20 protein-coding genes are annotated in these 24,427 nt (G+C 73.2%); 4 read left to right on the top strand and 16 right to left on the bottom strand.

Features of this window, described 5'->3' with window-relative positions:
* Positions 1 to 182 precede the first annotated feature (182 nt).
* Positions 183 to 2,231 (bottom strand): APC family permease, encoded by a 2,049-nt coding sequence (locus ABT122_RS00965; protein WP_351543268.1) that lies wholly within the window; start codon positions 2,229 to 2,231, stop codon positions 183 to 185.
* 222 nt (positions 2,232 to 2,453) lie between these two features.
* Between ABT122_RS00965 and ABT122_RS00960 the strand changes: the two genes are divergently transcribed.
* Entirely contained in the window at positions 2,454 to 3,122 is a 669-nt protein-coding gene (locus ABT122_RS00960; RefSeq protein WP_351543265.1) for a potassium channel family protein, read from the top strand.
* Positions 3,122 to 3,790 carry a potassium channel family protein gene (locus tag ABT122_RS00955; protein WP_351543262.1) on the top strand — a complete coding sequence of 223 codons (669 nt, stop codon included), beginning with the start codon at positions 3,122 to 3,124 and terminating at the stop codon, positions 3,788 to 3,790. The genes ABT122_RS00960 and ABT122_RS00955 overlap by 1 nt, the downstream gene beginning before the upstream one ends.
* Positions 3,791 to 3,995: 205 nt before the next feature.
* Here the strand turns inward: ABT122_RS00955 and ABT122_RS00950 are convergent, their stop codons facing one another.
* From ABT122_RS00950 to ABT122_RS00900, 11 genes are all read right to left on the bottom strand, one after another.
* Complete coding sequence (locus ABT122_RS00950) at positions 3,996 to 4,955, bottom strand: ATP-binding cassette domain-containing protein (protein ID WP_351543260.1); 960 nt, start codon at positions 4,953 to 4,955, stop codon at positions 3,996 to 3,998.
* A complete protein-coding gene (locus ABT122_RS00945) occupies positions 4,952 to 7,651 on the bottom strand; it encodes an FtsX-like permease family protein (protein WP_351543258.1) in 2,700 nt (899 codons plus the stop codon). The genes ABT122_RS00950 and ABT122_RS00945 overlap by 4 nt, the downstream gene beginning before the upstream one ends.
* A gap of 705 nt (positions 7,652 to 8,356) precedes the next feature.
* Positions 8,357 to 11,725 (bottom strand): FtsX-like permease family protein, encoded by a 3,369-nt coding sequence (locus tag ABT122_RS00940; protein WP_351543255.1) that lies wholly within the window; start codon positions 11,723 to 11,725, stop codon positions 8,357 to 8,359.
* Positions 11,726 to 11,882: 157 nt separating this feature from the next.
* Positions 11,883 to 12,674 (bottom strand): DUF3159 domain-containing protein, encoded by a 792-nt coding sequence (locus ABT122_RS00935; RefSeq protein ID WP_351543252.1) that lies wholly within the window; start codon positions 12,672 to 12,674, stop codon positions 11,883 to 11,885.
* 3 nt (positions 12,675 to 12,677) lie between these two features.
* Positions 12,678 to 13,028, bottom strand: a complete 351-nt coding sequence (locus ABT122_RS00930; protein ID WP_194291972.1) for an OB-fold nucleic acid binding domain-containing protein — start codon at positions 13,026 to 13,028, stop codon at positions 12,678 to 12,680.
* 150 nt (positions 13,029 to 13,178) lie between these two features.
* Entirely contained in the window at positions 13,179 to 13,868 is a 690-nt protein-coding gene (locus ABT122_RS00925) for a response regulator (protein ID WP_351543249.1), read from the bottom strand.
* A 181-nt stretch (positions 13,869 to 14,049) separates the two neighbouring features.
* Entirely contained in the window at positions 14,050 to 16,593 is a 2,544-nt protein-coding gene (locus ABT122_RS00920) for an ATP-binding protein (RefSeq protein ID WP_351543246.1), read from the bottom strand.
* Positions 16,594 to 16,839: 246 nt separating this feature from the next.
* Positions 16,840 to 17,571 (bottom strand): ABC transporter ATP-binding protein, encoded by a 732-nt coding sequence (locus ABT122_RS00915; RefSeq protein WP_351543243.1) that lies wholly within the window; start codon positions 17,569 to 17,571, stop codon positions 16,840 to 16,842.
* Positions 17,572 to 17,691: 120 nt separating this feature from the next.
* On the bottom strand, positions 17,692 to 18,474 hold the full coding sequence (locus ABT122_RS00910; protein ID WP_351543241.1) for a DUF3710 domain-containing protein: 783 nt from the start codon (positions 18,472 to 18,474) through the stop codon (positions 17,692 to 17,694).
* 1 nt (position 18,475) lies between these two features.
* Positions 18,476 to 18,997 carry a dUTP diphosphatase gene (dut, locus tag ABT122_RS00905; RefSeq protein ID WP_351543238.1) on the bottom strand — a complete coding sequence of 174 codons (522 nt, stop codon included), beginning with the start codon at positions 18,995 to 18,997 and terminating at the stop codon, positions 18,476 to 18,478.
* Positions 18,997 to 19,605, bottom strand: coding sequence for a PaaI family thioesterase (locus ABT122_RS00900; RefSeq protein WP_502976073.1), 609 nt, complete (start codon positions 19,603 to 19,605; stop codon positions 18,997 to 18,999). The genes dut and ABT122_RS00900 overlap by 1 nt, the downstream gene beginning before the upstream one ends.
* A 121-nt stretch (positions 19,606 to 19,726) precedes the next feature.
* Here ABT122_RS00900 and ABT122_RS00895 point away from each other — a divergent pair, with 121 nt between their 5' ends.
* The gene (locus tag ABT122_RS00895; RefSeq protein WP_351543235.1) at positions 19,727 to 20,173 is read left to right on the top strand and encodes a DUF3093 domain-containing protein; all 447 of its coding nucleotides are present in this window, start codon (positions 19,727 to 19,729) and stop codon (positions 20,171 to 20,173) included.
* A gap of 75 nt (positions 20,174 to 20,248) precedes the next feature.
* On the opposite strand, the gene ABT122_RS00890 is transcribed toward ABT122_RS00895, so the two are convergent.
* The 4 genes from ABT122_RS00890 to ABT122_RS00875 all read right to left on the bottom strand — a co-directional run bounded on the left by ABT122_RS00890 (position 20,249) and on the right by ABT122_RS00875 (position 23,848).
* The gene (locus ABT122_RS00890; RefSeq protein WP_351543232.1) at positions 20,249 to 21,247 is read right to left on the bottom strand and encodes a hypothetical protein; all 999 of its coding nucleotides are present in this window, start codon (positions 21,245 to 21,247) and stop codon (positions 20,249 to 20,251) included.
* Between the two features lie 13 nt (positions 21,248 to 21,260).
* Positions 21,261 to 21,557: a DUF4193 domain-containing protein gene (locus tag ABT122_RS00885; protein WP_005310959.1), complete on the bottom strand. Its 297-nt coding sequence runs from the start codon at positions 21,555 to 21,557 to the stop codon at positions 21,261 to 21,263.
* Positions 21,558 to 21,951: 394 nt separating this feature from the next.
* A complete protein-coding gene (locus ABT122_RS00880; RefSeq protein WP_351543229.1) occupies positions 21,952 to 23,190 on the bottom strand; it encodes a sensor histidine kinase in 1,239 nt (412 codons plus the stop codon).
* A gap of 4 nt (positions 23,191 to 23,194) precedes the next feature.
* Positions 23,195 to 23,848, bottom strand: a complete 654-nt coding sequence (locus ABT122_RS00875) for a response regulator transcription factor (protein ID WP_351543226.1) — start codon at positions 23,846 to 23,848, stop codon at positions 23,195 to 23,197.
* Between the two features lie 304 nt (positions 23,849 to 24,152).
* Between ABT122_RS00875 and ABT122_RS00870 the strand changes: the two genes are divergently transcribed.
* Positions 24,153 to 24,350, top strand: coding sequence for a hypothetical protein (locus ABT122_RS00870; protein ID WP_351543659.1), 198 nt, complete (start codon positions 24,153 to 24,155; stop codon positions 24,348 to 24,350).
* The last annotated feature ends 77 nt before the right edge of the window (positions 24,351 to 24,427 follow it).

Below are 24,427 nucleotides of genomic sequence, written 5' to 3'. Positions count from 1 at the left end.
CGGGGTGACTCCAGGGTTTCGGGGTGCGGGGCGGTCGCCTACCCCCGGGGGCGCGACCTGCGGGCCCGGATGCACGGGCAGCTCATCAGTCTACGTCGGTGAGAGCCGGCCGGCCGCCCACCGAGCCGCCCCCCGGCCCACCGAGCCGGCACCCGGCCCCCCCCCGCAGTCGCCCGCCGCCCTCACTCCCGGCCGCTCGGCTCCCTGGGCCGCTCGTCCACCGGCCCCCGCCGCACCGCCCCCGGCGCGCTCCAGTTCTGCCGTCTGCGGGCCCGCTTGCGCGCCGCCTCCGACGAGACCAGCTGGTACGGCACCGAGGTCACCATCACCCCGGGGGTGAAGAGCAGCCGCCCCTTGAGCCGCAGCGCGCTCTGGTTGTGCAGCAACTGCTCGTACCAGTGCCCCACCACGTACTCGGGGATCACCACGCTGACCACATCGCGCGGGCTCTCCCGCCGCAGCCCCCGCACATACTCGACCACCGGCCGGGTGATCTCCCGGTAGGGCGAGTCCAGGATCTTCAGCGGCACATTGATCCCGCGCCGCTCCCACTCGTCCCGCAGGGCCTTGGTCTCGGTGGGGTCCACATTGATGCTGACGGCCTCCAGCTTGTCGACCCGCATCAGCTTGGCGTACGCCAGGGCCCGCAGCGTCGGGCGGTGGATGCGGGAGATCAGCACGATGGCGTGCACCCGGGACGGGCGCACGCTGTCCGGGCCGGGCTCGTCGGGCGCCGCGATCTCCTCCGCCACCCGGTCGTAGTGCCGGCGGATCGCGCTCATCACCCCGTAGAAGATCAGCATGCCCAGCAGCGCCACCCAGGCGCCATGGGTGAACTTGGTCGCCAGCACCACCACGAGCACCAGCCCGGTGAAGGAGGCGCCGAAGGCGTTGATCGCCCGGGAGCGGATCATATGGCGCCGCTTGGCCGGATTCCGCTCGGTCCGCAGATGGCGGTTCCAGTGCCGCACCATGCCGGTCTGGCTGAGCGTGAAGGAGACGAAGACCCCGACGATGTAGAGCTGGATCAGCTTGGTGGAGTCCGCGCCGTACACCCACACCAGCAGCGCCGCGGCCCCGGCGAGGAGCACGATGCCGTTGGAGAAGGCGAGCCGGTCGCCCCGGGTGTGGAGCTGGCGCGGCAGATAGCGGTCCTGCGCCAGTATCGAGCCGAGCAGCGGGAACCCGTTGTACGCGGTGTTGGCGGCCAGGAAGAGGACCAGCGCGGTGGCCGCCGCTAGCAGCACGAAGAAGAAGGTCCCGTCACCGAAGACCGCCGCCGCGACCTGGGAGATCACCGGGTCCTGCACATACGCGTCCCCGACCGGACGGCCGTCGCTCAGCAGATCCCGCGCCGGGTGCTCGGCCATCTTCACATCGGTGGCCATGGCGAGACCGATGATGCCGCAGAACATGGTGGTCGCCAGCAGCCCCATCAGCAGCAGGGTGGTGGCCGCGTTCCGCGACTTCGGCTTGCGGAAGGCGGGCACCCCGTTGCTGATCGCCTCCACCCCGGTGAGCGCGGCACAGCCGGAGGAGAAGGCCCGCAGCAGCAGAAAGACCAGCGCGAAACCCGCCAGCCCCTGATGCTCCGGCTTGATCTCGAAATCGGCCGTCGGGGCCTTCATGGTCTCGCCGAGAACCAGACCCCGGTACGCCCCCCAGGCGACCATGAGGAAGACACCGGCGACAAAGACATATGTCGGAATCGCGAAGAGCTTGCCCGACTCCCGCACCCCGCGCAGATTCATCACCGTCAGCAGCGCGATGATGCCGACCGCGCAGAGCACCTTGTTCTCGACCACGAACGGGATCGCCGAGCCGAGATTCTCCACTCCGGAGGAGATGGAGACGGCCACGGTCAGCACATAGTCGACCAGCAGAGCGCTCGCGACCGTGAGACCGGCCTTCGGGCCGAGATTGGTGGTGGCGACCTCGTAGTCACCGCCGCCGCTCGGATAGGCGTGCACGTTCTGCCGGTAGGAGGCCACCACCGTGAACATCAGGACCACGACGGCCAGGGCGATCCAGGGGCTGAAGTGGTAGGCCGACACGCCCGCGATCGACAGCACCAGCAGGACCTCGCCGGGCGCGTACGCCACGGAGGACAGCGGGTCGGAGGCGAAGACAGGCAGCGCGATGCGCTTCGGAAGGAGTGTCTCCCCCAGCCTGTCACTGCGCAGCGCCCTGCCGATCAGAATGCGTTTGGGCAGATCGGTCAGTTTGGACACGGAGAGGATCGTAAGCGTTCGAATGGGCCACGCCCCACCCACCACCCCCGGCCTCCGGCGGAATCTCCCGTTCCCGCAGATACCCGGTGTCCGTGCCCTCCCGCGTATGTGTAGCTTGGGCCAAGGTCTGAGACTCTTTAAGCCAGAGCACCGTCAAATACTGAGTAAATACTGAGCAAAGAAATGCCACGCGACACGGCAGTGGCAGCCGGAAGGACGGTCGTGCACATCGTCATCATGGGATGCGGGCGAGTGGGAGCCGCTCTCGCGCAGACCCTGGAGCAGCAGGGGCACACGGTCGCGGTGATCGACCGGGACCCCACGGCCTTCCGCCGGCTGGGCTCCTCGTTCGGCGGCCGTCGCGTCACCGGCGTCGGGTTCGACCAGGACACCCTGCGCGAGGCGGGGATCGAGGACGCCGGCGCCTTCGCGGCCGTCAGCAGCGGGGACAACTCCAACATCATCGCCGCGCGTGTCGCCCGCGAGATGTTCAACATCGCGAATGTCGCGGCCCGGATCTACGACCCGCGCCGCGCCGAGGTGTACCAGCGCCTGGGCATCCCGACCGTCGCCACCGTCCGCTGGACGGCGGACCAGATGCTGCGCCGACTGCTGCCGTCCGGCGCGGAGCCGCTGTGGCGCGATCCGAGCGGTGGGGTGCAGCTCGCCGAGGTGTACACCTCGCCCGCCTGGATAGGGCACAAGGTCAGTGAGCTCCAGGACGAGACCGGGGTGCGGGTCGCCTTTCTGACCCGGCTCGGCGAGGCCGTGCTGCCCACCTCGCAGACCGTGTTCCAGGAGGGCGACCTGGTGCACGTGATGATGCGCACGGACGAGATCGAGAAGGTCGAGGCGGCCTTCGCCGAAGGCCCCGAGGAGGAGGGGCACTGATGCGGGTCGCTATCGCGGGCGCCGGCGCGGTGGGCCGCTCCATCGCCGGGGAACTGCTGGAGAACGGGCACGAGGTCCTGCTCGTCGACAAGGCGCCGACCGCCATCTCGGTGGAGCGGGTGCCGCTGGCCGAGTGGCTGCTCGCCGACGCCTGCGAGATCACCTCGCTGGACGAGGCGGCGCTCCAGCGCTGCCATGTGGTCATCGCCGCCACCGGGGACGACAAGGTCAATCTCGTGGTCTCGCTGCTGGCGAAGACGGAGTACGGGGTGCCCAGGGTCGTCGCCCGGGTCAACAACCCCAAGAACGAGTGGCTCTTCAACGAGTCCTGGGGTGTGGATGTCGCCGTCTCCACCCCTCGGCTGATGTCCGCGCTGGTCGAGGAGGCGGTGAGCGTCGGCGATCTCGTACGGCTGTTCCGCTTCAGCCACGGCGACGCCAACCTGGTGGAGCTGACGCTGCCGCCGGAGTCGGGGCTCGCGGGCACCCAGGTGGGCGATGTGGCCTGGCCCGAGGACACCTCACTGGTGACGATCATCCGGGGGTCGAGGGTGCTGACCCCGACCCCGGAGGAGACGCTGGAGGCCGGGGACGAGCTCCTCTTCGTGGCGGCACAGGCCCGGGAGGAGCAGCTGGAGGAGCTGCTGTCGGTGCGCCGGGAGATGTAGCGCGAGGGCGGGGCGGGGCGGGGGCCGGGGGTGCCCGGGGGACACCCCGGCCCCGGCCCCGCTTCCGTACCGCCCATGCGGCCTGCGCCGACCCGAACAGACGTACGGCACACACGGCCCGTACCACCCCCGTACAGCACGCACGGCCCGTACGGCACACACGACCCGTACGACCTGTACGGCACACGCGCCCCCTCCCGGAGGGCTACCGCTCCGCCGGATCGTCCGGGCGGATCTCGATGTGGTCCGGCTCCAGCTCCAGCAGCACCCGGTCCCGCATCCCCAGCGCCTCGGTGTACTCCGCCGGAAGCTGGAGCCGGCCCGCCCGGTCCAGCATCGCGTACTCCCGCGCCACCACCGACTCCTGGCCCGTCGCCGTGTCGACCTCCCGGCGGCGCAGGATCTCCGTGGAGGTCCTGCCGTCCCGGATGGCCACCGTGCGCCGCACCTCGGAGGCGACCGCCTGGTCATGGGTGACGATCACGATCGTCGTCCCCAGCTCCTCGTTGGCCCGGCGGAACGCCGCGAAGATCTGCTCCGCCGTGTGCGAGTCCAGCTCGCCCGTCGGCTCGTCCGCCAGCAGCACCGAAGGCTCGTTCGCCAGCGCCACCGCGATCGCCACCCGCTGCTGCTGACCGCCCGACATCTGATGCGGGCGCCGGTCCCGGCAGTCCGCGACCTCCAGCAGCGCGAGCAGCGACTCGGCCCGCTCCGCCCGCTTCGCCGCCCGCCCGGTCACCCGGCCCCGCAACTGCATCGGCAGCGCCACATTCTGCACGGCCGTCAGATACGGCAGCAGATTGCGCGCCGTCTGCTGCCAGACGAAGCCCACCACCTCGCGCCGGTAGCGCAGCCGCTCCTTCGACCCCATCGCCAGCAGATCGCGCCCCGCGACCTTCGCCGCGCCCGCCGTCGGCTCGTCCAGCCCCGCGAGGATGTTCATCAGCGTCGACTTCCCACTGCCGGACGCGCCCACCAGCGCCATCAGCTCGCCCTCCCGGACCAGCAGATCCAGGCCCTGGAGCGCCTGCACCTCGACCCCGTCGGCGGAGAAGATCCGTACCAGCCGGTCACAGGTGATCAGCGCGTCATGGCCGTACCCGGGGGACTCGCGCCCGGCCGTCGCCCGCTTCTCCAGCTCCCGCAGATCCAGGGAATCGGTCATCGTGTGTCTCCCACCCTCAGCTCGGTCGTCGTCCCGCTCCGGGTGGTCAGATACGCCTGCGCCGCGGCCACCCCCGCCGCGATCACCACCACCGCCAGCGCGGGCAGCAGCAGACTCCACTCGTCGGGCCGCAGCCGCACCGCGCCCAGCGAGTCGAACCGGCCCTGTCCGGTCAGCGCCAGCCGGGCCAGATCGATGCCCGGTGTCAGCAGGGCGATCGTCGCCCACCCCACCAGCGCCCCGCCCACCCCGGCCAGCAGGGTCTGGGGCAGGCTCTCCAGGATCAGCAGCCGCCGGCTCTGGCTCCGGGTCAGCCCCATGGTCCGCAGCCGGGCCAGCAGGGCGACCCGCTCCGGAGCGGCCTGCGTCAGCGACAGCAGCAGCGCGAGGATCGCGTACCCCGCGCCCGCCACGGCCGCCGCGGTGTAGATCTCCCCGGCGCCGCGCTGCACCGGGGAGTCGTCGAAGGCCGCCCGTTCGACGGAGCGCACCAGCACATCGGCCGAGCCGGGAGCCGCGGCCCGCAGCGCGTCGGCGGTGAGCGAGCCGCCGCTGACCAGAAGGGTGGTGGGTTTCCTGGGCACCGGCAGCCCCGCCGCGTCGACCACCAGGAAATCGCCCTCGGACATGGCGGGCGTCGCCGGGCGCACCCCCGCCACCCGGACCGAGAGCACTCCGTCGGTGGTGGCGACCGTGGCCGTCCCCTCACCCAGCCGGGCGGCCACCGACGGGCTCGCGAGGACGGGCATCGTCCCCGAGGCCTCCTTCAGCTCACCGGCCCCGAACGCCCCGAGACCGGTGGCGCGGGCCAGCCGCGCGTAGCTCTCCGGTTCGACGGCGATCAGCGTCACGATGCCGTGGTCGCCGTCCATCAGATCGACGTCGAACTCCCGGCGCACGGAGACCACCTCCCGCACCCCGGCCACCGCGCGCACCCGTTCGGCCGCGCCCCCGGGCAGCTCGTCCGCCGCCTCGATCCGGGCGTCCGCGCCCACCGCGGCGAGCGTCGCCCGGTCCCGGGCGTCGGCGACGCCGGCCAGCACCGAACCGCCGAACGCGGCCGTCGTCAGCGCCAGCAGCAGCGCCAGCACGGGCAGCGCGGTGGTGGCGGGCGAGCGGCCCGCCCGCGCCAGCGCCAGAAAACCGAGCACACCCCGGCGCCGCGCCATGGGCAGCGCGAGCAGCCGCAGCGGCAGCGGATACAGCCGTACGAGAAGGAGGGCGGCGGCCAGCCCCACCAGCACCGGCGCGGCGCTGATCAGCGCGTCCGCGTCGCCGTCGGAGGTACCGCGCCGGCGCAGGGCGCCCGCCGCGGCCACCGCCAGGACCAGCACGGTCAGCTCGGCGACCGTGCGGCGGCGCGAGGGCCTCGCGCGGGCGACATCGTCCCGTTCGCCGTGCAGCCGGACCCGGCGGTGCAGGAAGGCGGCCCGCAGCGGCAGCGCGGCACAGGCGACGAGCGCGACGGCACCCGCCGAGAGCAGGGACGGCGCCAGGTGCCCGTCCGGCACCACGACCAGCGCGAGCGCACACCCGGCGGCAGCCGCCGGCAGCACCGGAACGGCGACCTCCGCCAGCAGCCGCCCGGTGATCCCGAGCACCGAACCGCCGCGTGACCTCAGCAGGGCCAGCTCGCTGTGGCGCCGGGCCGCCGCCAGCCCGCCCGCCATCAGCAGCACGACCGCGGCGACCGCCCCGACCCCGGCCGCGCCCACCGACACCACCGGGCGGATCGCGGACAGCGTGCCGTCGAAGCCGCCGAGGAGGTCGTCCAGGCCCGATTCGGCGTTCAGTTCGGGTGAGACGGTGGTGCGCAACCGGGCCTGCACCGGACCCCGCTCCACCGAGGCCACCGCGCTCCTCAGCGCGGGCAGATCGCCGACGGCCAGCCCGTCCGGCGCGATGGCGATCCGCCAGTACGCCTCGCTCTCGCCCAGCGCGAGCAGCGCCGGTCCGGCCTCCGGCGGGAGCAGCAGCGCCGCGTGCCAGTAGGGCAGCACGGGGCTCGGCGTCCAGAGCTTCCCGGGCTCGCGCAGCACCGGCTCCACGCCCCAGTACGCCTGCTCCGGGCGCAGCGGCTCGACGATGCCGGTCACCGTGACGGCGAGCGGCTCCCCGGTCACCCGGGGCAGATGGATGGTCGAACCGGCCTTGATACGGAGGGCGGTGGCCGTCTTCCGGGTGACCGCGGCCTCCACCCGGCCGGTGGTCGGCTCGGTGGCACCGGCCCTGGGCAGCCGCCCCGAGCGGACCGTGGCGTGCGCGGACAGCTCGGAGCGGGTGGCCACCGTGAAGACCGGGGAGCCGCCGTCCAGGGCGGGCAGCCAGGCGTCGGTCGCCGCGACCGGTTCGAGAATCCGCGCACCGTACACGGACTGTCCGGCCGCGACCCGCAGCGGCTCCGGCAGCCGGCCGGTGATCTCGCGGTACGCCTCCCCGAGCCGCTCCCCGCGCAGCGCGGCGACCCGGTCCTCGGGTTCGCCCTCCTGGTCGGGCGGGGCCGCGAACGAGAGCCCGCTCTCGGCCGGTACGGCGGTCCTCAGCTCATGGCGCAGCCCCGCTCCCTCGTACGCGTCCACCGCACGCGGGAACACCGAGGCGAGGAACGCGGTGACGGCGACGAGCACCGCCAGCGCGAGTGCCGCGCCGGGGGCGCTGCGCAGCCGGGTCCGTACCCAGGGGGCGACCGCCCTCATACCGTTCGCCTCTCTGAGAACACTGTCCGCGCGGACGCGCGGCCGGGCCGTCCCCGGCCCGGTGCCGCTCCGGTCCCGCCCGCGCCGGGGGGACGGCCCGCCGGGGCGGGGGTGGTGCGCCGGGGTACGCGGGCGCCGGGCGGGTCCGGGTACGGAAGTGGTGCGGGCCCGCCCGCCGCGGCGGAAGCGGCCGGACGCGGCGGAGGCGCGGCGGTGCCCGCCGGGGCGGCGGGCGGGGTGATCACGGCGCCCGCCCGCCCGGTGTGCCGGCGGTACCGCATCCGGCCGCCGGGCGGCCGGGCCCGGTGGCGCGCCGGTGTGCCGGGATGGTTCGCGCCTGGTGTCGTTGTCCCGGCGGGGGAGTGCGGGGTCGTCGGTGTGGCGGGCTGGTCCGTGCCTGGTGTCGTTGTCCCGGCGGGGGAGCGCGGGGCCGCCGGTGGTGTGCCGATGGCGGGGAAATGCGGCGTTGCCGGTGTGGCGGGCTGGTTCCCGCCTGGTGCCGGGGTCCCGGTGGGGAAATGCGGGGCCGCGGGTGTGGCGGGCTGGTCCGTGCCCGGTGCCGTTGCCCCGGCGGGGGAGCGCCGGGCCGCCGGTGGTGTGTCCATGGCGGGGGAGCGCGGGTCCGCCGGTGTGCCGAGGGGCCCGGTGGCCCGGACGGGTCCGGCGGCCGGCTTCCGGGGGGACGCGTACGCGCGGGCGGTCATCTCACTCGCCTCCCCGGACGCGCAGCGCCGCCGGGTCGTCGCGGCGCAGGGCCAGCGCGGCCACGATGAGCACGGGGGCGGCGGCTGTCGCCGCGAGGAGCAGGGCCACCCGGGCGAGCGGCAGCTCCACCAGGACAGCGGGCACCGGCTGGGTGGCCCGGCCGGTCAGCACGATCAGCGGGACGACCGCCCGGGTGAGCACCACCCCGATCCCCGCCCCGATCGCCAGCGCCAGCGCGATCAGCGGGAACCCCTCGGCGGCCAGCAGCGACGCGAGCTGCCGCCGGGGCGCGCCGAGCGCCCGCAGCACGGCGAACTCCGCCGACCGCTCGCGCAGCGCCCCCACGGTGGACACCGCGAACCCGACCGCCGCCAGCGCGCCGGCCGCGATCGCCACCGCGAGCAGCGCGGACTGCGGTCCCGCGCCCAGCGGGTCGTCCTGGAGCGCCGCGGCGATCTCGTCCCGCACCAGGATCTGCCCGGAGTCCAGCTCGGCCCGGTCCCGCAGCGCGGACGCCACCCCGGCGGCGGCGCCCGGCTCGGTGAACAGCCACCACTCGGTGGGCGGGAGAGCGGCGTCGGGGCGGCCGGCGAGCACCTGGTTGACCGAGCGCAGATCGAGCAGCAGCGCCCCGCCGTCGGCGGGCGCGGGACCGGAGCCCGCACCCGCACCCGCGCCCCCGGCATCGGCGACCGCCGACGCGGCCGTCGGCCCGGTGGTCGGCAGCTCCCGCACCGCCCCCGCGATCCGCACCTTCACCCCGCCGCCCGGCATCGGCACCTCGATCACCGAACCGACCTTCGCGGCACCGGCCCGCAGGAACGCGTCGGTGGCCAGCGCCGAGGGCATCGGCGGCGCGGGCCGCTCCGGCGTCACCCGCACGGTCGCCGACCGGTCGTTGCTCCAGCCGCCCCACTCCGCCTTGCCCATGTGGTACGTGATGTCCAGCGGCGTCCCGGGGGAGGAGCGCAGGCTCTTCACCTCGGGGCCGGCCTCGGAACCGTCCGGGGCGGGCTCGGTGTTGGTGGTCGCCTTCGCCCGCCAGGCCGTACCCCCGCCGACGGCGACCTCACGGGCCCCACCGTCCCCGGTGACCGCCCGCAGCGAGTCGAGCGTGAACCGCTTCACCGCGATCCGGCTCGGATACCCCGTCTCGTCGAACTCGACGGCGGTGAGCGCGAGCGGCCCGGCCGGCCGGCCCGAGGGGGCGTCGGCCGCCGCCGCGAGATCGAGGGTCAGGGTCCGCCGCTTCCCGTCCGGCGGCAGCGAGCCGACGGGAATCCGGTACGGCACCCCGAACCGGTCCTCGACGGTCACCACGACCTCCGTACCGCTGGGCTCCTCGGTCCCGTCCCCACCGGGGGCCGGGCGGACCGTGACCCCGAACTCCAGCCGCTCCGTCTCCTCGGGCAGCACGATCCCGGCCCGCGCGTCCGTCCGCCCCGGCGGGCGCAGCGCCGCGAGGACATCCCCGGAGCCGCCGTCCACCAGATCGTCCCGGAGCCGGAACCCCTCATCGGCGCGCGCCGTGTCCAGCGCCAGCACCGACGCCTCCCGGCCCGCCGACAGCGGCATCCCGGCGCGGGCGGCCGGCACCGCCGCCCGTACGCCCGGCAGCGCGCCGTACACCCCGCCCTGCCCGAACTGCCGCACCGTCCCGCCGCCCAGGACCCGTACCGGAGCCCCGGCGAGGAAGTCCGCCTGGTCGTCCTGGGACCGGTCCCAGGACGCGCCCTGGCCGATCGCGAGCATGCCCATGGCCACCGCGAGCACCAGCAGCAGCACCGGGCCCGCGCCGCGCATGGGCCGGCGGCTGAACTGCCAGCCCGCCAGCGGCGCGGTCAGCCCCCGGCCACGGGCCGCGCGGCGCTCCGCGAAGCGGGCCGCCGGCGGCAGCAGCCGCAGGGTCAGCACGGTTCCGGCGAGCAGCGCGAGCGCCGGGGCGACGACCAGCAGCGGATCGATCCCCAGCTCCCCCTCGCCGTCGCCGCTCAGCGCGCCACTGCCCGAGGTGCGCCGCTCCAGCTGCCAGTACGCCACCCCGGCGACGGCGAGCAGCGCCACATCCGCGCCGGCCCGCAGCGGCGCGGGCAGCGCCCGCGCCCGGCCGCGCGGGGCCCGCGCGGCGGCGAGCGCCGGGACGGTGACGGCCGCCGCGCACGCCAGCGCCACCAGGCCGCCCGCCAGCCAGACCCGCGCGGTCGCCCCGGTGTCGATCCGCAGACCGATCCTGGCCAGCAGGCCCTGCCCGGCGAGCAGCCGGGTGAGCGGTCCGGCGAGCAGCGGGGCGCAGACGGCGGCGGGCAGCGCCAGCAGCAGCGCCTCCAGCGCCGCGAGGGAGGCGATCCGGCCCCGGGACGCGCCCCGTGCCCGCAGCACCCGGGTCTCGCTCTCCCGCTCGCTGGTCAGCAGCCGGGCCACCAGCAGCAGCGCGTACCCCGCGAGCAGCACCAGCTGGAGCGCGACGATCAGGAGCGTCGCCCGCGAGACCAGCAGCGCCCGCTCCAGCCGGTCGAGGGTCTCGGGCAGCGCCGTGCGCGCGACGACACCGCTCTTCAGGGAGGGTTCGGCGGAGAGCAGCCGCTGGCTCTTCGCGGCGGCCTCGCGCAGGGCGCCGATCCGGTCGGAGGTGAGACCGCTGAAGTCGGCGGAGGCCGTCCAGGCCAGTTCGCCCTTGCTGATCCGGCCGGACGCGAAGACGGCGGGGTCGGTCAGCAGGGGGCCGTAGGCGGTGTGGCCGCTCTCCTTGCGGACCCCGCGCCCGGCGAGGTCGTCGAGGCGCCAGTAGGGGTCGGTGCGGTCGTGCGGCCGGTAGACCCCGCTGACCCGGATGTGGACGGGTGCGCCGCCGAGGCGGTCACCGAGCTTCAGCACCCGGGGGCCCGGCGCCATCCCGAGCCGGTCGGCGGCGGCCTCGGGCAGGGCGACCTCGGTGACGCGCCCGTCCGCGGCCCCGGGCCAGCCGCCCGAGACCAGCCGCACCCGGGAGCGGTCCACGACGGCGAAGGTGGCCAGATCGGGTTCCCCCGCGCGCTCGGCGCGGGGCCGCGGACTCTCCGGGAGGGCGTACGGCCCCGAGAGGTCGAACTGGCGCAGGGTGACCGGCAGCCCGTCGAACGCCCGCTGCGCGCCGCGCCGGGCGTCCCGTGCGGCGGCGGCCCGGTCGCCGCCGGGCGTCTCCGAGGTGATCATCAGCGCGGCGGCCGACGCGTCCCTGGTCCGCAGCGCGTGCCGGAGCCCGGCGTCCCCGACGGATGCGGCGAAGGCGGTCAGAGTCGCCAGCACGGCGGTGGTGAGCAGTACGGCGAGGAGTGCGGCGGCGAGGAGCAGCCGGTGTCCGCGCGCACGGAGAAACAGAAACCGCCCCACCGTGAGTCCCCCTGATGCCGTGCGTCCCCCGAAAGCCCTTTCGACAGGATGCTTTCAGAGGACACCGAACCAGGAGAACGGCAAATCGCGGGACTTGATGAGATCGTGACCGGCGGTCGCCGGCCACGGACCCGCCCGCTTGCCGCTCAGGCGTCCGTCAGACGCCGTCGCGCTCGGCCGCCCTGGCCGCCTCGCGCTCCTTCTCCGCGCGCTCCTCGGCCTCCATCTCGGCGAACACATCGATCGGCGGCGGCGCCTTCGCGAGGAAGAGCCAGGTCAGATAGACCGCGAGCAGGAACGGCGGAATCTTCAGCGACACCAGCACCCAGCCGAGCTGGGTGGTGTCCGCCCACCAGTACAGGGGGAAGAGGATCGCGCACTTGCCGAGCAGGATCAGCCCCCACGCCCAGCTCGCCTTGGCGTACGCCGCTTTGCGGCCGGGGTTCCGGGTCCGCCAGGAGAGGTTCTCCTTGAAGACCGGACCGAGGATCAGACCGATCAGCGGCACCCCGGCGATGGTGGTGATGATGTAGGCCAGCGCCAGGCCCAGGGTGTAGAGCATCCCCGGGAGATAGAAGTCCTTGGCGTTGCCGGTCATCATCGCGAAGACGACACCGAACGCCACCCCGAAGACCCCGCTGAAGGCGTGCTTCACGGTGTCCTTGCGGAGCAGCCGGACCGCGACGAGCACCAGCGAGACCGCCAGCGCGGCGATCGCGGAGATGTGCAGATCCTTGTTGATCGTGTAGATCGTGACGAACAGCAGTCCTGGCACGACCGTCTCGACCATGCCGCGGACCCCGCCGAAGGCCTCGAACAGCGCCGCCTCCGTGACGGCCCTGGAGTCGTCCCCGTCCGGGGAAGCGCCGTCCGGGGAGGCGCCGTCCGGGGAGTCCGGCTCCCCGGGGGCGTTGGGTGTGGTCGTGGTCGGCTTGTCGAAAGACGTCACCGGCTACTCCTGTCCGAGCGGTCGGAGTTCGTATTTGGGGTTGAACAGCACACGGCGGCCGTGGCTCATGGAGATCCTGCCGGAGGCGATGAGCCTGCGGCCCGGCTCTATGCCCACGATGGAGCGGCGGCCCAGCCAGACGACATCCAGCGGGGCGGTGCCGTCGAACAGCTCCGCCTCCAGCGCGGGCACCCCGGCCCGCGGACGCAGAGTGACCGTGCGCAAGGTACCAGTCACCCTCACGATCTGGCGGTCACCGCACTCGGCGATGCGGGTGCACCCCGACGCCTGGGCGTCCTCGCGCAGCTCCTCGGACTCCAGGTCCTGCTGGGAGGAGGAGAGCCGGTCGAGCATGCGGCGGAAGCGGCCGGCGGGCCTGGCGGCCCCGGCGGCCTTCCCGGAAGATCCCCCGGGAGGGGGTAGCGCACTCATGGGACCAGCGTACCGGCCGCCACCGTCACTCCACCCGGGCCGAACACCTGATCACATGGGCCGGACACCGGATCAGGACCGTTCGAAGCGGTATCCCATGCCCGGCTCGGTGACGAAGTGGCGGGGGTGCGAGGGGTCGGCCTCCAGCTTCCGCCGGAGCTGCGCCATGTAGACCCGCAGATAGTTGGTCTCCGTGCCGTAGGAGGGCCCCCACACCTCCTGGAGCAGCTGCTTCTGGCTGACCAGCCGGCCGGTGTTGCGCACCAGCACCTCCAGGAGGTGCCACTCGGTGGGGGTGAGCCGCACATCGCGCCCGTCCCGGTGGACCTTCTTCGCGGCCAGGTCGACGGTGAAGCCGTCGGTCTCCACGACCACCACGTCGTCGTCCCCGCCGCCCACCGGCTCCGCCCGGCGGACCGCCGCGCGCAGCCGGGCCAGCAGCTCGTCCATCCCGAAGGGCTTGGTGACATAGTCGTCCGCGCCCGCGTCCAGCGCCTCCACCTTCTCGTCGGAGGTGTGCCGGGCGGAGAGCACCAGGATCGGGACCCTGGTCCAGCCGCGCAGGCCCTTGATGACCTCCACCCCGTCCATGTCGGGCAGCCCGAGGTCGAGCACGACCACATCGGGGTGCCGGGCGGCGGCGAGCTGGAGCGCGGTGGCGCCGTCGGGCGCCGCGTCCACCTCGTACTTGCGGGCCTTGAGATTGATCACCAGGGCGCGAACGATCTGCGGCTCGTCGTCGACCACCAGCACCCTCGTCATCGCGGGCCCGCCTCTCTGTCGTGTCTGTTGTCTCTGTCGTGCGTCGGGTGCGTCGGGTGCGTCGGGTGTGTCGGGGTCATGGAGGTCATCGGGGCCTTCATCCGGGCTGCCAGGGCCGGCCGGGGCGGCCCGGCCGGTGTCGCGGCTGCCCCGGCCGGGACCGCCGCGCGCCGGGGAGGGCTCACGAGGTCACCTGGGCGGGCAGATCGGCGCTGACCGGCTCCACCCCGGGCGCCGCCCGCAGGGTGAGGACCATGGTCATTCCGCCACCGGGGGTGTCCTCGGCGCTCAGTGTGCCGCCCATGGCCTCCACGAAGCCCCGGGCCACCGCGAGGCCGAGCCCCACCCCGGCGCCGCGCGGGGCGTCGCCGTACCGCTGGAACGGCTCGAAGATGCGGTCCTTGCCGTCGTCGGGGACCCCGGGCCCCCGGTCGGCCACCCGGACCTCCACCCGGTCGCCCAGCGCGCTCGCGGCCACGGTCACCGGAACGCCCCCGGGGCTGTACTTCACCGCGTTCTCGACGATGTTGGCGACCGCCCGCTCCAGCAGCCCCCGGTCGACGGCGACCATCGGCAGCGACTCGGGGATGTCCAGCTCCACACTCTCCACGGGGACGGAGACCAGCGCGATCGGCACCACCTCGTCCAGATCGGTCACCCGGATCAACGGGGTGACCGTCCCGGTCTGGAGCCGGGACATGTCCAGCAGATTGCCCACCAGATGGTCCAGCCGGTCCGCGCCGTCCTCGATCCCCTCCAGCAGCTCCGCCTCGTCCTCGTCCGACCAGGCCACGTCGTCGGAGCGGAGCGAGGAGACAGCCGCCTTGATCGCCGCCAGCGGAGTGCGCAGATCATGGCTGACGGCCGCGAGCAGCGCCGTGCGGATACGGTTCCCCTCCGCCATCCGGCGGGCCTCCTCCGCCTCGCCCACCAGCCGCTGCCGGTCCAGGACCACGGCGGCCTGCGCGGCGAACGCCGCCAGCACCCGCCGGTCCTCGGCGGGCAGCACCCGGCCGGAGAGCGCGAGGGCCATGTCGTCGCCGACCGGCATGTCCACATCGGCGTCCTCGGGGCGCACCACCGACTCGGGGCCCACACTGCCCGCCGTGGTCCACGGCTCCACATCGCTCCGGCGCTCCAGCAGCGCCACCGACTCCATGCCGAAGGTCTCCCGGACCCGCTCCAGCAGCGCGTCGAGCGTGGTCTCGCCGCGCAGCACGCTCCCGGCGAGGAAGGAGAGGATCTCCGACTCCGCCCGCAGCCGGGCCGCCTGATGGGTGCGGCGGGCCGCCAGGTCGACCACCGAGGCCACCGCGACGGCCACCGCGAAGAAGATCACTATCGCGACGATGTTCTTCGGGTCGTAGACGGTGAGGGTCCGTACCGGGGGAGTGAAGTAGAAGTTCAGCAGCAAGGAACCCACCGCGGCCGAGGCGAGCGCCGGCAGCAGGCCGCCCAGCAGCGCCGCCAGCACGGTCAGGAAGAGGAAGAGCAGCACGTCGTTGGCGAGGCCGAGGGTGTCGTCCACCGCGGTGAGCAGCAGCGAGAGCAGGACCGGGGCGACGACTCCGGTGAGCCAGCCCGCGATGATCCGCGACCGGCCCAGCCGGGCGCCGCGCGCCACCGGGAGGCCGCGCCCCTTGCCCGCCTCGTCGTGGGTGACGATGTGGACATCGAGGTCGGGCCCGGAGTCCCGGGCGACGGTCGCGCCGACACCGGGGCCGAAGATGTACTGCCAGGCCTTGCGACGGCTGGAGCCCAGCACGATCTGGGTGCCGTTGACCCCGCGCGCGAAGTCCAGCAGCGAGGCCGGGATGTCATCGCCTATGACGTGGTGGAAGGTGCCGCCGAGATCCTCCACCAGGGTCCGCTGGACGGCCAGTTCCTTCGGCGACGCCGAGGTCAGCCCGTCGCTGCGGGCGATGTAGACGGCGAGGATCTCGCTGCCGGAGCCCTTCGCCGCCATGCGCGCCGCGCGCCGGATCAGGGTGCGGCCCTCGGGCCCGCCGGTGAGCCCGACGACGATCCGCTCACGCGCCTGCCAGGTGGAGCGGATGTTGTGCTCGCCCCGGTACTGCTGGAGGTACTCGTCGACCCGGTCGGCGACCCAGAGCAGCGCCAGCTCCCGCAGCGCGGTCAGATTCCCCGGGCGGAAGTAGTTCGACAGGGCCGCGTCGACCTTGTCCGGCTGGTAGATGTTGCCGTGGGCCATCCGTCTCCGCAGTGCCTGCGGCGACATGTCGACCAGCTCGATCTGGTCGGCCCGGCGGACCACCTCGTCGGGGACTGTCTCCCGCTGCCGCACCCCGGTGATCGACTCCACCACATCGCCGAGCGACTCGAAGTGCTGGATGTTGACGGTCGATATGACATCGATGCCGGCGGCGAGCAGCTCCTCGACGTCCTGCCAGCGCTTCCCGTTGCGCGAGCCCGGCACATTGGTGTGCGCCAGCTCGTCCACCAGGACCACCGCGGGACGGCGCTCCAGCACCGCGTCGATGTCCATCTCGGTGAAGACGGAGCCCCGGTACTCCAGCTCGCGGCGGTGGATCTGCTCCAGGCCGTGCAGCATCACCTCGGTGCGCGGCCGGCCGTGGTGCTCCACGAAGGCCACCACGCAGTCCGTGCCGCGCTCCACCCGGCGGTGCGCCTCGGAGAGCATGGCGTAGGTCTTGCCCACGCCCGGCGCCGCGCCGAGATAGATCCGTAGCTTGCCGCGTCCCATGGCCCCATTGTCTTCCAGAAACAGCCGGGTCCACCGGAACCGGCCGATTGCGCTCCGATGACCTTACGGCGAGCGATCCGGGCAAATCGGGTGGGGTGGCTGCCGTGGGCCTCTCCTTGACGGGATTCTGATACGGCTGTTCTGTCACGGGCCGGGACGGGGGCCGGCCCCCGGCGGACGGGCTCCCACCGGTCTCGTCCCCACCGGTCTCGTCCCCACCGGTCTCGGCGCCCGGACCCGGCCCGGTCAGCCCGCGGCTATCTCCCCGTCGTTCAGCTCCAGCACCCGGTCGGCGAGCCCCAGCAGCGTGGCGTCGTGCGTGGCCACCAGCGCCGTCACCCCCTCCGCGCGCACCACCGCGCGCAGCAGCTCCATCACCGCGAGACCCGTCTCCGCGTCGAGCTGCCCGGTGGGCTCGTCGGCGATGAGCAGCGCCGGACGGTTGGCCAGGGCCCGGGCGATGGCGACCCGCTGCTGCTGGCCGCCGGACAGCTCCCCCGGGCGCTGGGCGGCGTGGTCCGCGAGGCCGACCAGCCCCAGCAGCAGCTCCACCCGCTCCTCGCGCTCCTTCGACGCGGCCCTGCGCAGCCGCATCGGCACCCCGACGTTCTCGGCGGCGGTCAGGATGGGGATCAGCCCGAAGGACTGGAAGACGAAGCCGATCCGGTCCCGGCGCAGCTCCAGCAGGCCGTTCTCGCCCAGGGCGGAGAGATCCGCGCCGTCGACGGTGACCCGGCCCTCATCGGGGGAGTCCAGCCCGCCGACCAGGTTGAGCAGGGTGGTCTTGCCCGAGCCGGAGCGGCCCTTGAGCGCCACCAGCTCACCGCGCGGGACCTCGAAGGAGACGCCCCGCAGGGCATGGACGGCCGCCGCGCCGGTCCCGTACGAACGGCGCAGATTCTCCACCCGCACCATGGGGCCGGGCGGGCGCTCCTCCGTGAGGGCCGCACCGCCCCGGGCAGCGCTGTTCTCGGCCATCGAATCCCCCTCGTACAACTGTCCGACACATCGGTCCGGGCACAGTACGGCGGAATGCCGGTGGGCCGCACCCCCCGCAGGGAATACGGCCCACCGGCCCGGAACGTTCCCGGAGAGGGGTCAGCGCACCTCGGTGATCTCGGGGCCGCGCTGGAGCTGGCCCATGCCCCCGGAGAAGCGGGAGTTCTCCTGGTCCTCCTGCTGGACGCCCTCGGGCACCATCTGGGCGTCCTCCGGCAGCTTGAGGACGATCGGGTCGCGCGGCGCCATGGGGCCGTCGCCCCGCACCACGACCGTGTCCTGGAAGACCTGCTCCAGGAGGCCCGCCGCCTCGGGCTGGACCGCGCCCTGGCCGGAGATCACTCCGCGCAGGAACCAGCGGGGCCCGTCGACGCCGACGAAGCGCACCAGCTGCACACCGCCGGTGCCGTCCGGCAGCTGTACGGGCACCTGGGCGCGCAGCTCCCAGCCGAGCGGGCCCTCGACCTCGTCGATGATGCCGCCCTGCTGGGTGATGCCGGAGGCGATCTCGTCGCGCACCTCGCCCCAGATGCCCTCCTTCTTGGGCGCGGCGAACGCCTGGAGCTGTACGGCGCTGTCCCGCAGCACCACGGTGGCCGCGACGATCGCGTCGCCCGCGACCTCCACCCGCAGCTCCATGCCCTCGACCCCGGGCACGAAAAGACCGCCCAGATCGACCCGGCCCTCGCCGGGCGCGGACACCTCGGAGATGTCCCAGGGGCCATCGGGGCGCGGAGCCGGCGGAAGGTTCATCCGGCGGGAGCCGCTCTCGGCGGCCGTGCCGGTGTCCTCCTGGGTGCCGCGCTCGTCGACGACCTGCTCGGCCTCGCCCGTTGCGTCCGCGTCCCCCGCGGAACCACTCTTCTTGCGACGTCCGAACACGTCACTGTCCTTCCCGGTCGGATACGACGGAAGCGTATCGATTCCCACCCGTTGAGCCGTCCACGGCAGTGTGACCGCCGGTGGACCCGAAGCCCCCCTCGGCCCGCGCCGAGCCGGGAAGCTCCGCCACCTCGTGGAAGCGCACCTTCTCGACCTGCTGGACGACCAGTTGCGCAATGCGGTCGAACCTCTCGAACCGCACCGTCTCGCGCGGGTCGAGATTGACCACGATCACCTTGATCTCCCCACGGTACCCGGCATCAATCGTCCCCGGGGCATTCACCAGGGCCACACCGAGGCGGGCGGCCAGCCCGGAGCGCGGATGGACGAAGGCGGCGTACCCGTCGGGGAGGGCGATGGAGACCCCGGTGGGCAGCACCGCGCGCTCGCCGGGAGCCAGCTCGGCCGCCTCGCTGGTGACCAGGTCGGCACCGGCGTCACCGGGGTGCGCGTACACCGGCAGCGGCACCTCGGGGTCGACCCGGCGGATCAGTACGTCGACGGGGCTGGGGGACGCGTTCATCAGGGGTTCACCTCGAAGGCGCGGGTGCGCCGGATCTGGTCGGGATCGGCCATCGCCGCCTCGATCTCCGCCGGGCGGCCGTTGTCGATGAAGTGGTCGAGCTTGACCTCGACGAAGAGGGCCCGGGCGCGGACGGCGACCTCGCCGCCGGGTCCGCCGATCCGGCCCACGGCCGTCGAGTAGATCTTGCGGCCGGACACCGCCGTGACCTCGGCCTGGAGATGGAGCAGGGTGTCCACGGGCACGGGCCGCACATAGTCGGTCTCCAGCCGCCCGGTCACCGCGATCGTCCGCAGCAGCCAGTTCAGCGCGCCCAGCGTCTCGTCCAGGGCGGAGGCCAGCACACCGCCGTGCGCCAGCCCCGGAGCGCCCTGGTGGGCGGGTTTCACGGTGAACTCGGCGGAGATGCTCACGCCCTCGCCGGCCCGGGCCTGGAGGTGCAGACCGTGGGGCTGGCCCCCGCCACAGCCGAAACAGTGCTCGTAGTGGGCGCCGAGCAGTTCGCCCGGGGCCGGGGCGTCGGGGTGGCGTACCGGCGGTATGGCGTCCGGCGGGGGGATCAGGGCTCCGGGCGCGGAGGCCGCGCCGGAGGGGTTCGCTGTGCTCACAGGGGCAGACCTTACCCGCGGTCCGGACGCACCGGCTCGGGCCGAGCCGCCGCCCGGGAACAGCCGCGTGGAGCCCACCCGCGCGGCGGGCGGGTCACCGCACCGTGCCAAGCTTGCCCTCATGCAGCCTTCCGCCCCGCGCTACGACGAACGACTGACCGCTCCACGAGCCTGGTGGGCCATCACCGCGCTGGTGGCCGTCTCCGGCGGTCTCGTCACCTTCCCCCTCGGCACCCTGCCGATGCTCGGCGGCCTGGTCGGGGCCGCCGCCCTGGCGGCGGTCGTGGTCAGCTCCTACGGCTCGGCCCGCATCCGGGTGGTGGCGGACTCCCTGGTCGCGGGAGACGCCAGGATTCCGCTGACGGCCCTCGGGGAGCCCGAGGTGCTGAACGCGGAGGAGGCGCGCGCCTGGCGCTCGTACAAGGCCGACCCGCGGGCCTTCATGCTGCTGCGCAGCTATGTCCCGACGGCGGTGCGGATCGAGGTCACCGACCCGGCCGACCCCACCCCGTACATCTATCTGTCGACCCGGGACCCGAAGGGGCTGGCCGCCGCGCTGGCGGCCTGAGGGGCGGGAGCGGCTCCCGCGGGCGGGCCGGACGGCCCGGGGCCGGTGGGCCGGCCCTGAGGGGCCCCGAAGAGGTCAGCCCTCCAGCTCGTTCGGCTTCCGCAGCGGCTCCAGCGGCTCGGCGTGCTGTTCCAGCGGCGGGAGCGAGGGCAGGGCGTCCCACGGGACCTGCTTGGTCCGCAGGTCCTTGCGGACCCGGTCCGCGAGGTGGCGGGTGTCCCGCCGGTTCATCACGGCACCGACGGCCGCGCCGACCATGAACGGAATCAGGTTCGGCAGATTGCGGATCATGCGCTTCATGATCTGCTGGCGCAGTTCGCGCTTGAGGCCGCTGCTCAGCACGGCGGCGTTCTTGTAGGTGGACGGCTTGGTCACCTCGATGCCGCGCTCCTCCGACCAGGCGGTCAGATAGGCGGTGCTGCGGTCCTTGAGACCGCCCTCGGGACGCAGGCCGTAGACCTCGTGCAGCTCCGCTATGAGCTTCAGCTCGATCGCGGCCACACCGGTGATCTCCGCCGCCAGCTCGGCCGGCATCGCCGGCGGCACGGGCAGCATCGCCGCGGCGCCCACGCTCGCGCCCACGGTGGCGGTGGCGGTGGACGCGCCCGCGACCAGCTTGTCGGCAAGCTGCTCGGGGCTCAGGCCGGGGAACTGCGCGCGCAGGGTCGCCAGATCGCGCACCGGCACGCGCGGCGCGTTCTCGATGATCCGGTCGGCGATCCAGCCGACCGCGGCCCGGGTGCCCTCACCGCTTCTGCGGACGCCCTCGCGCACCGCGCTCAGCCGCCGGAACCTGGTCGGGGTTCCCGGCCGCTCCTCGCCGGGGAGCGCTTCGACGGCCCCCTCCGGGAGGGTGGCGAGAGCCGCCTCGTGCGGGAGCGTTCCGGACGGGGCCCCGGGGCCCCGTCCCTCGTCTCCCGCACGGGCTTCTCCCACGCGGTCGGGCAGATGGGCGGCCCAGTCCCCGGCAGCGGGCTCGGTGCCCTCCGCAGGTCCTGTGCCGCCCCGGTGCGCCTCCGACGGCTTCTCGCGCCGGAAGAGCCGCTTCCTGGACGGTGTCTCGTCTGCTGCCACGGCCGTCCCGACCTCAGTCGCAGTCGCGGCAGATCGGCTGGCCGTTCTTCTCGCGGGCCAGCTGGCTGCGGTGGTGGACCAGGAAGCAGCTCATGCAGGTGAACTCATCCGCCTGCTTGGGCAGCACCCGGACGGCCAGCTCCTCATTGGACAGGTCCGCTCCGGGCAGCTCCATGCCCTCGGCTGCCTCGAACTCGTCGACATCGACGGTCGAGGTGGACTTGTCGTTCCGCCGGGCCTTGAGTTCTTCAAGACTGTCGGAATCGACGTCGTCATCGGTCTTGCGTGGGGTGTCGTAGTCCGTTGCCATGTCGCTCTCCCCCTCTGGGTGATTTAGGTGTCTCCAGCGCACGTAACGCGTGAGAGGCCGGACTTGTGCCCGACCTGAGGCGGAGATTTTGCCTCACATCAAGGTCTGTTACTCAATCGACACCCAACCGGATCGCCCGAGAGTGATCGGGTTGGATGGCGATGGGGACCGTACACGATCCCAATGCCGCAGCTCACGGGCGCCACCCCGTGTACTTCCCGTCATCTTGACCCCCGGAAACCCGGACTTTTACCGGCTTTCCGGAAAGCGCCTTGATCACGGAGAGTAGATGGCCTGAAAGTCGCCTCTGTGATCGATCGCACAGACACAACCCCGGAACATGTCCGAAAAATTCCGCCTAAAGCGAACGGGGTGTCTGACGTCGAACACCCTCTCAGAGGGGAAGAGTGACGCGCATCACGAGCCCTCCCCCCTCACGGGGCTCCGCGATGATACGTCCCCCGTGGGCCCGCGCCACCGACCGGGCGATCGAAAGACCGAGCCCGACGCCCTTGTCACTGCCCGTGCGGTCCTCCCGCAGCCGCCGGAACGGCTCCCAGAGGTTGTCGATCTCGTAGGCGGGCACCACCGGGCCGGTATTGGACACCACCAGGACGCCCTGGCCGTTCGCCACCTCCGTGGTCACCCTCACCCAGCCCTCCTCGGCGATGTTGTACCGCACGGCGTTCTGGACGAGATTCAGCGCGATGCGCTCCAGGAGGACGCCATTGCCCTGCACGACCGCGGGGGCGCACTCGGCGTGGATCTCCACCCCCTTGGCGTCCGCCTCCGCGCGGGTCTGGTCGACCGCGTGGCTCGCGACCTCCGCGAGGTCCACCGGTTTGCGCTCGAAGGTCTGGTTGTCGCTGCGGGCCAGCAGCAGCAGACCCTCCACGAGCTGCTCACTGCGCTCATTGGTGGCCAGCAGGGTCTTGCCCAGCTGCTGGAGCTCCACCGGGGCGCCCGGGTCCGAGAGGTGCACCTCCAGCAGCGTCCGGTTGATCGCCAGCGGGGTGCGCAGCTCGTGCGAGGCGTTGGCCACGAACCGCTGCTGGGCCGTGAAGGCCCGGCTGAGCCGGTCCAGCATCTCGTCGAAGGTGTCGGCCAGCTCCTTCAGCTCGTCGTCCGGGCCGTCCATCTCGATCCGCCGCGAGAGGTCCGAACCGGCGACCTGGCGGGCGGTGCGGGTGATCCGGCCCAGCGGTGAGAGCACCCGGCCCGCCATCGCGTAGCCGAAGGCGAAGGCGATGATGCTCAGCCCCAGCAGGGCGAAGAGCGAGCGCCGCAGCAGATCGTCGAGAGCGACCTCGCGCTCATGGGCGAAGCACGCCGACAGCACGGCGTTGGCCTGCTCCGCCGAGAGCCGGGGGACCAGGGCGCTGCAGGAGTCGTTGGTGCGCTGGATCTTGCTGTCCGGGAGCAGCTTGAAGGGCAGCGAGGTGCCCGAGTTCAGCGCCTGCGCGGCCAGCAGATAGATGATCGACAGCAGCAGCACACCGGCGATCAGGAACATTCCGCCGTACAGCAGGGTCAGCCGTATCCGGATGGTCGGGCGCAGCAGGGGGCGGACGGGGTCGCGCGGGTCCCAGGTGGGCTTCGGGGGCGCCGAGGGGGGCGCCGGAGCGGAGGCCACCGGCTCAGATCCGGTAGCCGGAGCCGGGCACGGTGACGATCACCGGGGGCTCCCCGAGCTTGCGGCGCAGCGTCATCACGGTCACCCGCACCACATTGGTGAAGGGGTCCGTGTTCTCGTCCCACGCCTTCTCCAGCAACTGCTCGGCCGAGACCACCGCGCCCTCGCTCCGCATCAGGACCTCCAGGACGGCGAACTCCTTGGGTGCGAGCTGGATCTCCCGGCCGTCGCGGAACACCTCGCGCCGGTTGGGGTCCAGCTTGATCCCCGCGCGCTCCAGGACCGGCGGCAGCGGGACGGTCGTGCGCCGGCCCAGCGCCCGCACCCGGGCGATCAGCTCGGTGAAGGCGAAGGGCTTGGGCAGATAGTCGTCCGCGCCCAGCTCCAGGCCCTCGACCCGGTCGCTGACATCGCCGGACGCGGTCAGCATCAGCACCCGGGTGGGCATGCCCAGCTCGACGACCCGCCGGCACACATCGTCACCGTGGACCAGCGGAAGGTCGCGGTCCAGGACGACGACGTCGTAGTCGTTGACCCCGATCCGCTCCAGGGCCGCCGCTCCGTCGTACACGACGTCGACGGCCATGGCCTCCCGGCGCAGTCCGGTGGCCACCGCATCGGCGAGCAGCTGCTCGTCCTCGACGACGAGTACGCGCACGTCTCGATTCCTTCCTCCGGGCCCCGTCACCCATGATCAGGGCAGGTTTGCGCACTGGCTGTGCGTATCCATCCTGCCCGTTACGCGCGTAAACCGGCTGTAAGGCGGTCCCCGCCCGGGAGCACCGGGGTGGTGTTCCGGGAATCAACCGGATTCCCGGGCCAGTTGAGGTTTCTCCGGGGGAAGCCCGGGGGAGGACGAGAAGACACCCGCGATCACGCCCAGTAATGGCACCCACCCCGAAGCGTGCCGGAAGTGATCGATCGTCCTCTGCTGCGGCAGGGGAATCCCCAGGCACACCCCCGTGCCACCGACCCACGACGAGGGGGCGCACATGGACGCATTCACCGCAGGGCTGCTGCAGCGCATAAAGGCTGCGGAGACGGACCTCACGCTGGCTCGTGAGACGGGCGACGACTTCCTGGCCGACGTGGAGCAGGCCGAGCTGGACGATCTGCACCGGCTGGCGGCCGAGCACGGCGTCGAGGTCAGGGCGGCCTAGAGAGTTTCTCCCGGATCAGGCCGGAGCCGCCGGACGGGAAGGGCCCCGGCGCGGTGGTGTGCGCCGGGGCCCTTCCC

This window comes from Streptomyces sp. NPDC001985 (genome assembly GCF_040296845.1).
Taxonomy (GTDB): Bacteria; Actinomycetota; Actinomycetes; order Streptomycetales; family Streptomycetaceae; genus Streptomyces.
The sequence above is the reverse complement of the archived record's forward strand: the minus strand, read 5'-3'. Positions and strand labels throughout refer to the sequence as shown.

Excerpts from the sequence above, each read along its gene's own strand:
- ABT122_RS00955 (WP_351543262.1), top strand. The coding sequence starts at position 3,122 with ATGCGGGTCGCTATCGCGGGCGCCGGCGCGGTGGGCCGCTCCATCGCC.
- ABT122_RS00950 (WP_351543260.1), bottom strand. The coding sequence starts at position 4,955 with ATGACCGATTCCCTGGATCTGCGGGAGCTGGAGAAGCGGGCGACGGCC.
- ABT122_RS00945 (WP_351543258.1), bottom strand. The coding sequence starts at position 7,651 with ATGAGGGCGGTCGCCCCCTGGGTACGGACCCGGCTGCGCAGCGCCCCC.
- ABT122_RS00930 (WP_194291972.1), bottom strand. The coding sequence starts at position 13,028 with ATGCTCGACCGGCTCTCCTCCTCCCAGCAGGACCTGGAGTCCGAGGAG.
- ABT122_RS00925 (WP_351543249.1), bottom strand. The coding sequence starts at position 13,868 with ATGACGAGGGTGCTGGTGGTCGACGACGAGCCGCAGATCGTTCGCGCC.
- ABT122_RS00920 (WP_351543246.1), bottom strand. The coding sequence starts at position 16,593 with ATGGGACGCGGCAAGCTACGGATCTATCTCGGCGCGGCGCCGGGCGTG.
- ABT122_RS00915 (WP_351543243.1), bottom strand. The coding sequence starts at position 17,571 with ATGGCCGAGAACAGCGCTGCCCGGGGCGGTGCGGCCCTCACGGAGGAG.
- dut (WP_351543238.1), bottom strand. The coding sequence starts at position 18,997 with ATGAACGCGTCCCCCAGCCCCGTCGACGTACTGATCCGCCGGGTCGAC.
- ABT122_RS00895 (WP_351543235.1), top strand. The coding sequence starts at position 19,727 with ATGCAGCCTTCCGCCCCGCGCTACGACGAACGACTGACCGCTCCACGA.
- ABT122_RS00885 (WP_005310959.1), bottom strand. The coding sequence starts at position 21,557 with ATGGCAACGGACTACGACACCCCACGCAAGACCGATGACGACGTCGAT.